Origin of the sequence: Shewanella marisflavi, assembly GCF_002215585.1 — a bacterium.
Taxonomy (GTDB): Bacteria; Pseudomonadota; Gammaproteobacteria; order Enterobacterales; family Shewanellaceae; genus Shewanella; species Shewanella marisflavi.
The window spans coordinates 1686696-1699525 of sequence record NZ_CP022272.1 but is presented as its reverse complement, the minus strand read 5'-3'; the positions used below and the strand labels follow the sequence as shown (position 1 = coordinate 1699525).

The 12830-nt window shown below is 47.3% G+C and carries 7 protein-coding genes; 4 read left to right on the top strand and 3 right to left on the bottom strand.

The window, feature by feature from the left end; translation table 11 throughout:
* Positions 1-53: 53 nt before the first annotated feature.
* A complete protein-coding gene (locus CFF01_RS07390) occupies positions 54-710 on the bottom strand; it encodes a TetR/AcrR family transcriptional regulator (protein WP_088904375.1) in 657 nt (218 codons plus the stop codon).
* Positions 711-948: 238 nt separating this feature from the next.
* Here CFF01_RS07390 and CFF01_RS07385 point away from each other — a divergent pair, with 238 nt between their 5' ends.
* Together CFF01_RS07385 and CFF01_RS07380 are read left to right on the top strand one after the other, a co-directional pair.
* Positions 949-2016, top strand: coding sequence for a class I SAM-dependent methyltransferase (locus tag CFF01_RS07385; RefSeq protein WP_088904374.1), 1068 nt, complete (start codon positions 949-951; stop codon positions 2014-2016).
* A gap of 841 nt (positions 2017-2857) precedes the next feature.
* Positions 2858-5560, top strand: coding sequence for a TonB-dependent receptor plug domain-containing protein (locus CFF01_RS07380; protein ID WP_088904373.1), 2703 nt, complete (start codon positions 2858-2860; stop codon positions 5558-5560).
* 73 nt (positions 5561-5633) lie between these two features.
* Here CFF01_RS07380 and yfcC read toward each other — a convergent pair whose 3' ends face one another.
* Complete coding sequence (gene yfcC / locus CFF01_RS07375; protein ID WP_088904372.1) at positions 5634-7163, bottom strand: putative basic amino acid antiporter YfcC; 1530 nt, start codon at positions 7161-7163, stop codon at positions 5634-5636.
* Positions 7164-7496: 333 nt separating this feature from the next.
* On the opposite strand from yfcC, the gene CFF01_RS07370 reads away from it, so the two are divergent.
* Positions 7497-8414 (top strand): LysR substrate-binding domain-containing protein, encoded by a 918-nt coding sequence (locus CFF01_RS07370; protein WP_033540206.1) that lies wholly within the window; start codon positions 7497-7499, stop codon positions 8412-8414.
* Positions 8415-8552: 138 nt separating this feature from the next.
* Here CFF01_RS07370 and focA read toward each other — a convergent pair whose 3' ends face one another.
* Positions 8553-10094, bottom strand: a complete 1542-nt coding sequence (gene focA / locus CFF01_RS07365) for a formate transporter FocA (protein WP_088904371.1) — start codon at positions 10092-10094, stop codon at positions 8553-8555.
* A 949-nt stretch (positions 10095-11043) separates the two neighbouring features.
* On the opposite strand from focA, the gene CFF01_RS07360 reads away from it, so the two are divergent.
* Entirely contained in the window at positions 11044-12576 is a 1533-nt protein-coding gene (locus CFF01_RS07360) for a DUF3360 family protein (RefSeq protein ID WP_088904370.1), read from the top strand.
* The last annotated feature ends 254 nt before the right edge of the window (positions 12577-12830 follow it).

Sequence of the window (12830 nt, the reverse complement as noted above, 5' to 3'; positions counted from 1 at the left end):
CTTTCAGTAAATGATGGTTATACCACTGAGACCCCGATAACGATCGGGGTCTTTTATTTTATGGCGCTCAATATCTTATCGATACAGGCACCAACAGTGTTACGCAGAAAATCTTGCTCCAGTCGACGGCTTATCACGCTCTGATACTCCACCCAACGAATCAATCCCAAGAGTTGATGGGCATCGGCGTTCGGCGTTTGCGAACCCAATGCCGCAAAAAAACGCTCTATGGTCTGAATAAAGCCATTGTCCAGCAGTTGAATCGCCTCGGCGAGCACAGGGTTACGCAGCGCCTCTTCATGAAACGCCACTTCAAGGATACGATCTTCCCTATGGATCACCTGCTCTTGAATATGCGCGCAGAGAAAATCTGTCAGATATACCGAAAGCTGTGAAACGCACATCTCCTGACTGCCCGCTTCAACCGTCTCAAGCAACTCAAAACTCTTTTGCTCAAGCGTATTGTTCATCCAAAGCGTCTTTTCGGCAAAATAGGTTAATGCATCGCTGATCAGATCTTTAATATCTTTAAAGTAATAAGTCGTAGATGCCAATGGCACCTCGGCCTCAGCAGCCACGGCGCGGTGACGAACGCCTCGAATGCCTTCCCTCACGATCAACCTTAAAGTCGCCTCTAAAATCGCAATACGTCTGGCCTCACCATCGACTCTATGAGTTGTGCGGCCAACATAGCTGAGCGGTTGTTGCATTGAACTATCCTTTAGGGTCCATCCCCTGGCTAAGCGATAAACTATGTTAGCATTTGTATCGACGATTCACCTAGCCTCACCCTACCCGTTGTACAAGACGATTGAAAAGCCAGCACTTTCATCTTGTTAAACGCACATTTCGCGAGCCAGGTCGCCAATTTAACACTGACTTGATGTCGTCACTTTGATATCAGGCTAGAGTGAACAACATTTCACTCAAACCAGAGTCAGGACTCGGATGGATTTCTACCGCTCGCCAAAACAGATCTCAGCATTTAACGCCAAGTTTGAAGCACAGAAAATTGCCTTCGCCCCCATCACCTTTCAAGTTGCCCGCTGCCTGCTTAAATATGAGGTATTGGCTTATATTGACCAACATGCTGAAAATGATCGTCAGATGATTGCCACTCATTGTTCATTATCTGAATACGCCATCGGCGTTTTACTTGATATGGCGCTCAGCATGGGCCTGATTTGGCAAGACATTAAGGGTTATCACCTGGATAAAATAGGTCATTTTCTATTGCACGATGAGATGTCGAGGGTCAATCTCAACTTCAGTCATGATGTCTGTTACCAAGGTATGTTTGAACTAGACCAGGCATTAGAGACAGGGCAAGCAACTGGCCTTAAGGTATTTGGTGACTGGCAAACCATCTATCCAGGATTAAGCCAGTTGCCAGACAATGCCAAGAAAAGTTGGTTTGAGTTTGATCACTTCTATTCAGATCATGCCTTTAGTGCCATTTTACCTATGATCTTTCAGAGTCAGCCTAAGACCATTGTTGACATTGGGGGCAACACAGGAAAATGGGCATTGGCCTGTACCCAATATGATGCTGATGTCACAGTGACCATCATGGATCTGCCAGGACAGCTTAAGGTCGCGATGGAAAATGCCAAGGCACAAGGCGTTGACGATCGTGTCCATGGCTTTGAGTGCGATCTGTTAAACGCAGATAGCCCCTTCTACTCTGGTGGCGATCTCTACTGGATGAGTCAATTCTTGGATTGCTTTTCACAAGAGCAAATACTCGCTATTTTAACATTAGCGAGAGAACACATGGCGCCCCATAGCGAACTCTGTATCTTAGAGACCTTCTGGGACAGACAACCCTGTGAGGCCGGTGCCTATTGTGTCAATGCCACCTCGCTCTACTTTACGGCGATGGCCAACGGCAACAGCCGTATGTATCACTCCAAAGATCTCCTCAAACTGATCTCATTGGCGGGTCTCTATGTCGATGAAGATATAGACGAGATTGGCTTGGGGCATACACTACTGCGTTGCCGAAGAAAACCATAACTCGTTCTATAGACACCTATTCTGCTATCAACATCTAACTCAACATACTCTACAGCAACACAGAATAAACGAGGCCAAGCAAACGCTGGCCTCTATTGACCACAAGCTCAACCATATTAACGTGTCAACGAACCGTCGTTGGTCAATACCCTTAGCCTTTTTTACCTCTTCTGAATACAACCCCCACCAGAAAACCACTCACAACAACATACCCATAACAAATACAATCTAGCACTTCATAATAACTGCTGATTAGTTGGCACTAATAACCCAAAAATTAATCAAAACCTATAACATTAGTATTAATTAAAAAGGAGTAAAAAAACAGAGTTAACAATAAAGCAACAAAAACAACAGGGAAAATCGACAGGACTTTGGTCACAAACAAATCATTTCCACAATATTTTTCATAATTTTTGCATTTTTTTTAAATAACAAATGACACACCAATAAAACAAATAAAAACAATAAAAAGAACAAATAAAAAACCAAAGCAAATCACAAAAACAACAACCTGTTAACTAACGGCTGCAAAATGTAACACCAACAATTACATTAACGCGTACATCGAAAATAAATACTAAGCCAATAAACTTAATGTGTATTTATTGTTACAAAAAAGATAATTCAAGCGAGACTTAAAACCCTGCACCATCTGTAGCCACCTTGTTGCAGTTGTTATCTCTCTATGATTATATCGAGAGCGAAGTAAACACTCGTCAATATAAGTAAATATTTGAAAAGTTTTTACTAAATAAAGTTCAACACATAGAACGGCTCAAAAAAGAGCAATTCAACAGTGTTCAATTCAAAAATAAAATAAGTCTCAGGGAGAAACAAAATGCAGCCTAATTCTATATTGGCTAAAGCTGTGCGTTTCGCATTAATTAGTGGTGCCGCCACAGCAGCAATGAGTGCGCCAGCCGTTTATGCAGCGGATGAAGACAGCGTTGAACGAATTCAAGTAACAGGTTCACGTATTAAACGTACCGATATGGAAACGGCTACACCTGTTACCGTCATGAGCGCAGAAGACATGGCTAAACAGGGTTTCACTAACGTTCAAGATGCGTTGGAAAGCCTCACTTCTACAACCAGTGCAATGACTACCCAGTCTGTTCACGGCTTTACGCCTGCCGCCTCTTCAATCAGCTTACGTGGTGCGGGGGCTAACCGTACATTAACGCTGATCAATGGTAAGCGTCTAAACCAATATCCAAAGCCATCAGGTGGTACGGATAACTTCGTCGATACTGCCAACCTACCGATGGAAGCTGTACAGCGTATTGAGATTCTTCAATCTGGTGGTAGTGCTATCTATGGTGCCGACGCCGTTGGTGGTGTGATCAACATCATCCTGAAAAAAGACTTTGAAGGTGTTGCACTTAAATACCGTCACGCTGATACCACTCACGGTGGCGGCGGAAGCGACCGTATCGCACTCTCTCTAGGTGCTTCTTCTGATCGCGGTAACGTATCGACCTTCATCGAATTTACTGAGAATGAACAACTAAAAGCAACCGATCGCGAAAACTTCGGTCTGCACACAGACAAAGTGCCTTATAGCAAATATTCACAATACAGCTCATATGGTGCTCGAATCGCTGCGATTGCTAGGGAAGATAAAACCATGCCAGTTGGTCAACGCCAACTAACCCCTGAAGAGTGTACCGCAGGCGGTTTCTTGTGGGATGCCGCTCGCAGCATCTGTGGTTTCGACCGTTCAGAGTGGCGTGATCTTCAGCCAAAGAGCTCACGCTTCATCAGCTCTACTAACTTCAACTATGAGCTGGCTGATGACGTTAGCTTCGTAGGTCGCCTAGACTTCGCCGAAGCGAAATCAACCACCAACATCGAGCCAATGGCAATCGATAACTACGATGTTAACGTTGACGGCAACAATGTCACTGTATCTTCAGGCGATCTGAGCAAAACCTTCACGAATAAAGGCACAGCCCTAGGTGGTGATTTTGCCAACGCCGAAGATGGCGACTACTACTACGTGCGTCGTCTACACGAGTTTGGTAACCGCGCTGGCGAAACCAAGACACGTAACTACTTCTTCACCGCAGGCTTCGAAGGCACACTGGCTGACGAGTACAGCTGGGATGCATCGGTTAACTACGGCCGTACCAATGTCGACGTGTTCCGCAGTGGTTTTGCGACTGTTGCAGGCATGTTCGATTACATTACCGCCGGTGAGAACGGTAACTCACTGCTGAACAACATGAGTGCAGAAGATGTAGAGCAAGCTTCTTACTCTCCATTTGAGCGCGCACAATCTACTCAAAAGAACGTCCAGGCCAACATCTCTGGCTTAGCGTTCGAAATGCCAGCAGGCGATGCCCAATTTGCATTTGGTGCAGAATACACTGAGCAAGATTATGAGACGAACTCAGACTCAGAATCTAAGAAAGGTAACATCCTCACCACTGGTGGTTCTTCAGGTGCAGGCGAGCGCTCTTACTGGGCAACTTATGCCGAATTAAGCCTACCTGTATTGGACGTGCTGACTATCGATGCGGCGCTACGTTATGACCGCTATGACGATTTCGGTGGCAACCTGTCGCCACAGTTGACTTTAGAATACCGTCCACTAGACGAACTATTGGTTCGTGGTTCTGTCAGCTCTGTCTTCCGCGCTCCAGATATGCACCGTGTATATGGCGATGCGACTAAGGGCTTCTCTACCGTTATCGACTTCAAGCAGTGTCAGGCGTTAGGCGGCACACCAAGTCAGCCAAATCCGGATCCACGTATCAACGAGATCTGTAATGAACTGCATATTGATACAACAACGGGTGCAAACAAAGATCTGGAAGCAGAGACTGGTTACACAGCTAACATTGGCGCGGTATGGGGTGGAGATTCACTTAACGCATCATTCGACCTTTGGGAGTGGAAACTGGATGACATGGTTAGCGACATCAGCGCTAGCAAAGCTGCTCGTGAATATGAGCAGTATGAAAACATGCTGACTCGCGATGCAGACGGTACCATCACTCACGTGAACGCCGTTGCTCAAAACCTGGCTTTCCAAAAGGTACGTGGTCTAGATATCACTGCTGGCTATGGCTGGGATATGGATAGCTATGGTGAGCTGAAACTTAACTTCAACGGTACTTACATCCTGTTGTCTGAGTTCCAACTGTCACCAACTGATCCAGTTGAAGATGACATTGATAACGGTGGTCTGCCACAGTACCGCGCTAACCTAGTACTGGGCTACTTCATCGAAGACTTCGAAGCGACTCTGGGTGCTTACCACACTGCACGTATGCACGGTATTCAATACAAGTCGTTTAAAGCATCAGGTGGCGAAGACTTTGATGAAAGCGCACATGAAGTGGCATCACAGACTAAGTGGAACCTGACTGCAGGTTACACTTTCAATGATACATTCAAGCTGAAAGCTGGCGTGGTTAACCTGTTCGATGCAGGTCCTAACTTCGACCCAACTGATACTTCTTGGCCACACTACCCACGTTCAGTGTACAACGCTCGCGGTCGTGAGTGGTTCATCGAAGGTGAAGTGAAGTTCTAAACCATTAGATCTTTAACGACAAAACGGCATCCTAGGATGCCGTTTTTTTATTGACCTTTTTAGTGAGTGACTATTAGGCAAAACCCAGGTAATGGGCTGTTACCACAATAATGCTAGACACCAAAAACAGAGCCAATATAAAACGCCAGATAAACTTCACCCACACGCCCCAATCGACGCGGCATACACCTAAAGTCGCCATCAGTGACGCCGATGTCGGCACCAAGACATTGGTAAAGCCATCTCCCAACTGAAATGCCAACACCGCCACCTGACGTGATACCCCCACGATATCGGCAAGAGGCGCCATCAAGGGCATGGTTAATGCTGCCTGGCCAGAACCTGAGGTCACGAAGAAGTTAAACACCGACTGAAACAGCAGCATGAACCAAGCCGATACCACGGCTGGCAATTGCCCAATCAGGCTACCGGCGCCATTTAATAAGGTGTTTAGCACACTTGGTTCATCGGGCTTACCACCACCAAGGAGCAATAAGATCCCAGACGCACATCCCACCAACAAGGCTGGTTCTAACATGGTGCCCGCACCTTGCTTGAAGCTGGTCGCCATTCGGTTAAGCGTCATGCCATTGAGCCCGAAGATAAAGGCAATGACCCCTACCACAATTCCCATGGTGAAGAACTGACTTGCGATCTCGGGAATAAACCACGCCTGCGTGACGACCCCCCAGATCACCCAGACAACGGTTACCAAGATAGTGAGCAAGACGAGAATATCGCCTAAATTAAACCGACTCTCTAAGTTGCTGGACGCTTGATGGTGGCGAAAATAGCTATCGGATTCATAACAGAGGGAACTTTGCGGATTGGCCTGTATCTTTGCGCCATAGCGCATCGTAAAAATCACTCCCATCAAGGTAAAGCCCGCCCACATGATGCCGCGCACACCTGCGCCAGATAATACTGGAATCCCCGCTATCCCCTGGGCAATCGCCACGCTAAAGGGATTCATCCAAGAGCTGGCAAACCCCACTTGAGTCGCCACATAGGTCACCATAACAGTGGTTATGCCATCAAAACCTAAGCGAATCATCAATGGGCAGATGATAATGGCAAAGGCTATTGCCTCTTCTCCCATCCCAAAAACGGCGCCGCCAAGCGAAAACAAGATAAACAGCGCAGGAATAAAGAGCCTCTCGTTCCCCTGAGTCTTATCAATTAAGCGCAAAATGCCGTTATCTATGGTGCCCGTTTCCATCACTATGCCAAAGGCACCGCCAATGACGAGCATAAACATGATCACGCCAATCGCTGTGCCCCATTTTGAGCCAGAGGTTAAGCCTTCGAAGGCAAAGTTGAAAAAGCCGATGCCACCGCCGCCTTCAAACAGGGCGACAGGCTGTTTAAGGTGCTCTCCAGCCTCATCTAGGCTATATCGAAACGAACTGGGATCAACCACATTACGATGCTTTTCGACTCCGTCGGCAAGGTAGTGTATCTCTTGGGTATCGAATGAACCGACAGGCACCAGATAAGTCAGCACCATAGCAGCCAGCGCGACAAAAAAGATGATCACTAAGGTATCGGGTAATACTATGTTTTTAGCGGGATTAACTGTAGATGGGGGAGCTTGTTTAGCCATTGTAACGCCATATATTGTTATTATTGCCCGCCAATATAAACCAATTCATCTCCCCTGCACAGGCTTTGGCTGACCCTGGATACTCTTCGCAACACTGAATAAAACAGGCACAAATAACAGGCTTGTGTATCCTTGATGACATTCACGTAATCGCAAATAATGACAACAGCCGCACAAGACGAATCAAACAGTGAGATAAGTCTAGTAACTTAGATAAAATCAATCCGTTACTTGTGAAAAGATGCCGCCACTCATACAATCAATATCGCACAAGTATCAATTTTATTGATAGTTTTCATTATCGCTCAAATCAGCTAGGACGCTTCAAGGTCGATGAAATACTCACTGAAACAAATTATGGTATTCGATGCCGTTGCCAGCCTGGAAAGTGTGAGTGCGGCGGCGCGAAAATTGTCCATGACCCAATCTGCAGTCAGCATGTCTCTAGGGCAGTTGGAGAATCTGCTTGGCCGTCCACTCTTTATTAGACAAGGCAACAGGTTAACCCTGAGTCACTGGGGTAATTGGTTACGCCCAAGAGCAAGACGCCTACTCCAAGATGCGCAACAAATTGAATTAGGCCTTCACGAACAACACCTTATCAGCGGTCGTTTTCGTTTGTGCTCGAGTCAAACTGCCGCCGAGCATCTACTTCCCGAACTTATCAGCAAAATCGATACTGATTTTCCGGAACTTAGGATCGATCTCACAGTTGAAAATACCGAGAATGTGGTCGAGGGCTTACTTAACTATGAATATGACTTTGGCATCATAGAAGGCCGTAACGACGACAGTCGCCTCTACCAAGAACAGTGGCTAGACGATCATCTCGTGGTCGTCGCCTCACCGCATCATCCCTACGCCAAACAAACCACCACCAGCTTAGCCCAGCTAGAACAGGCAAGATGGGTACTGCGTGAACAAGGGGCGGGAACGCGGCGCATATTTGAAGGTGCCATCCACGGAGTCATCGAGAAGCTGAATGTCTGGAAGGAGTATGAACATGTCTCACTACTCAAGGCGCTGGTGAAAAATGGCCCCTACCTCAGCAGCCTGCCCTTCTTAGATGTGGAGAAAGAGGTCGCGGCCGGTGAACTGGTGATTCTGCCAACACCCCAACTGAATATGCAAAGACACCTGTCGTTTGTGTGGCGCTGCGACTCGGGGGAGAACCCGCTGCGTGATTGTGTGATAACCGAAGCACGGCGCCTGAGCAAACATCGCCAGCACACTAAACCAATGAAAAGTTAATCACATTCGCAAAAAGGGCTTTCAAATCCTGCTAAACGAAAGCGCTTATCAAATCGAAATCACTAGGCAATCAAGATAACAAGGACGAGGCGCACTGAGCGCCACGTCCTTGATACTTATATTTCTTGCGTCTGCACACTAGGCATAAATTGCGCAGACTTTGGCAACTACAGCCTCGCGGGTGATCACCCCAACCAGCTTACCCTCGCTCACCACAGGGAAACTACTAGGCTTGCTGGCACTGGCATGACGCAATCGCTCTTCATAACTGGCGTAGGCATTTCCGGTTAAAACCCCCATATCACTGACAGGAAACAGCTTATCGCGGTCAACCACCATCACCTCGATCAGATCGGCCACGGCATCATCCGGGGCGACAGTTAACACACGCGTCTGCATCAAGTCGGCAACCTTATAACGAATTCCGCGGACAAACTCTTCTGACCACAAACTACGCAGCAGATCCTGCTGAGAGACAAACCCCAACAAGCTCCCCTTACTATCGATGACGGGGGCACCGCGCAGTTGCGCCTGGTTCAGGCCTTTAAGTCCATCATACACAGATAATTCAGGGCTTAAGGTAAAGGGCACGCTATTCATCAGCGCACTAACATTTAATTTTTGAATTGATTTAGGCATAACACTGGCTCCCCTTGTAGAGGCATTAGATAATAAATTGATAGAAGTGGTTGCAATGTCTTGAACTAGATTAAGATGACAAACATCGGCTTGCGCAGCGCGTGGATGCGAATGCAACACAGGTTCATGCTGAGTGACCTGCGCACCATGCTGAACAGGTGAAGCTTTCTGCTTAGCTTCAATCCACCAGTACCCAAGGCCAACCAAGATCCCACCGCCGACAATATTGCCCGCCGTCACTGGAATAAGGTTATTGAGTACAAAATGGCTCAGGGTCAGATCGGCAAATTGCTCGACAGATACTCCTGTGGGCGAGTACCAGCCCCAGATAGCAAATTGCTTAATGGCAACCCCCAAGGGCACCATAAAGAGATTGGCAATGCTATGTTCAAAGCCACTGCTGACAAACATTGCCACAGGCAGCATCAACAGAATCGCCTTAGTCAGTGCTTCTTTACTGGCAAAAGTCATCCACACACCCAAGCAAACCAGCATGTTACATAAGATCCCTAATGCAAATGCCTGACTCCAGCTGTGATGCAATTTGTGCTGAGCAATCTGTAGCGCATTGAGCCCCCAGCGGCCATCATCGAGCAAGTACATCTTGGCACTTAAGATCAGCATCAGCATCACTAGGGCGCCGCAGAGGTTTCCCAGATAGACCCGCCCCCAACACGTCAGCAAGGCCTTAGTACTAATACGCTTTTGCGCCCATGCAACGCTGGTCAATACGCTGCTGGTAAACAGCTCACCGCCGCAGATCACCACCAACATCAACCCCAGACTAAAGGCCAGTCCACCAACTAAACGCACCATCCCCCAATCGCCTGATGCACCAGTGGTCACAGTGATATAAAACACAAAGGCTAGCGCAATAAAGGCACCGGCAAACATGGCTTGACCTAGCGTCTGCGTCGCCCCTTTAGTGGCCTTCTCCTGCCCATAGTGAGCTGCGCGCTGGCATAGGCTCAATACCTCTGACGACTGCGCCTGAACTTGAGCTGGCCGCGCTAACACAGGCACAACATTAGGTATCGTCATGGCGCCCCGCTCCCCTATGAGGATAAAAACAGCAATTAAACTTCATTAACATCATCTCCTTATCGCCAAGTCTCTTCAGACGGCTAGTGATTAATAAATGTTTTTACAAAGAGTTAGCCCAACGCCTAGCTCTTTAATGGCGAGATTAGCGCCCCTAACCACCAAATAAAATTTGATATTAATGAATGACAGTATCAGCAATTCTGATACACCAACCAATAAGTTAACCCCATGTTAAAACATCAAAAATTCAAATAAATTACATTTATTACAAGCACTTAATTTGGCGGGCGGAATGTTAAGGTTAGAAGCGGCAATCTTCAGCTCATAAAACCAAGCAGCACTTTTCTATCAACATACTGGCAACTAACACCTTATTGCCTAAGCTATAAGACAACTTGATTAACTGAAGTAAGTGCCCTAGCTCGACAAACCTTAAACCACATAGGCCTGTGGCAAGGCATAGAATTATGCGACGCACAACGCACTTGCTATTTGTTTTGCGAGCTAGACGCCCATTAAAAAGTGAGGCGTGAGAGATGCATCTAATTTGCTCTTCATAGAGGGAAAGGGCTCCCAAAAGAGACAAAAGGCGAGATCTATATCTAAACGCAATAGTCATGCCCAATGTTGAAATTGATCTGAAATGGCGACACAAGATGTTAACTAGCTCCCAAATCATCTAATCACCAGTTTCAAGTTTATTGATAGTTAATGCCAGGTGAAATCCACTATGTTAAGATTTATGAGGTAAATTGGTCAGACCAATTTTAAGCGATGTTAGGGATGCAACTGCTCACCGGATTTGGGGTGTTAATCCATCTAGGAGGGCGGACAAGTTATACGAGTGACACCTGGGGTCTTTCGACACTCGCAGACTTGCAGGGATTACCTCAAAGTCATCATCGAATAGATGAGTCAATAAGTTCTTTTCGGAGAATGAGAAATTATGTCAGAAACTGTCAAAAAAGAAGAGATGGAAGCCTCTGAGCTGACGTACAAAGAGCTTCACCGTCCTGCCAGCGAGTTTGCCACTCGCGAAGCGTATTTAGACCACGAATTACAGATCATGAAGCCCAGACGTTGGAGCCTCAATCTACCGGGAAGAGATTTTCGCTTCGAATGGGAAGACTTAGTCCCTGCTATTGCCGGAACCATAGGCATTACCGTGATGTACTCAGCGGTTATGGCCGCTTGGGCTTCAGGCCTCAGCGAACGCTGGGAACACGTTAACTTAGGCGCCGAATTTGCCATTCAGGTTGTTCGCGTCGAAATGCTTATCCCCGCCCTGCTCTTCTGTATTATCAGCTCCGGATTTATCAACCCTCGCGCTAACTTGGGCGGCAACCACGGTCCCATGATCCCCCTTATCGGCGCTATCGCCTTGGCGGGTGCCCACCCCTTAGCACTAGCGATATTACTGGGTATTTTCGGTCTCTTACTCAGCTACTTTAAAGGGGGCTCGCGACTCGTCAATCTCACCTCCAGCGGGGTGGCCGGTGGCCTCTTGGTATTCCTTGGCTTTATGGGCGCCAAGAGCCAAATCACATCACTCTTTGATTGGGCCGGCGGCCTACAGGCCAAACATACCTTAGATTACAGCCTGGGTTATGTGGCCTTCTTCATCTTACTGGTGAACGTCGTCCTCTACGCCTACCTGGCTAAAGTGGGTAAGCGCTGGCTGGCGATCCCATTATGTTCGATAGCCGCTATCGCTCTGGCATTCGCTCTGGGGGCAGGTCTGGATCTGCAATTTGTCACCGAACCCGGCATTCCGAATCTGAACCCTATGTACTGGTGGGGCTCAACCGAATACGGCTGGCAGCTAGGCTTACCTAACTTCGAACATTTCATCGCGTCTCTGCCATTTGCCATCTTGGCTGTTGCTATGTGGTCACCCGACTTCTTGGGACACCGTATCTTCCAGGAGCTGAACTATCCTAAGGGAACTGAGAAAGTATTAATGGATGTCGATGACACCATGACCACTTGTTCACTGCGTCAAATCGTTGGTACGGCTGTGGGTGGTGGTAACATCACTTCGTCTTGGGGCACTTATATGATCCCTGCGGCGATTGCCAAACGCCCTATTCCAGCAGGTGCCATCTTGCTAGGTAGCTTGTGTATCATAGTGGCCGTTCTTGGTTACCCAATGGACGTTACCGTATGGCGCCCAGTAATGTCTATCGCGCTACTGGTAGGTGTATTCTTACCACTACTTGAAGCCGGTATGCAGATGGTAAAAGATACCCAAAGCAGCCAGGCTGCAGGCATCTGTATCTTTGCCTCATTCGTAGCAAACCCCGTGCTAGCTTGGGCATTGACCATGTTGCTCGACAATAATGGTCTGATTGGCGACAAAGAACGTGCCGCCAGTTTAAGCCTAGTGGATCGCCTTATTATTCCAGGGCTAGCCTTTGTGATCTGTTTGGTGGCCATGCTCGCCGTCGGCATGATCCAAGGGATACCAGCGCTACTATAATTCAGTAACATTGATGAAAGAGAGCTTAGGCTCTCTTTCATTTTTTCTCCCCTATACTTACATCAAACTTATTGATGAGCAGCATCAATATGAGATTTGACTAGTCTGCTAAACAGTCAGGGGAGAGCAATAAAACCATAGCTTGCATTGGACTCAAGAGGCGCTGCAACTTTTCTCGCGCAAATAACCGAGTCCTTATGGAGATGCAAACGAAAATCTACACCAAAAATGGTACTTCGATAACAGTTTTGGCA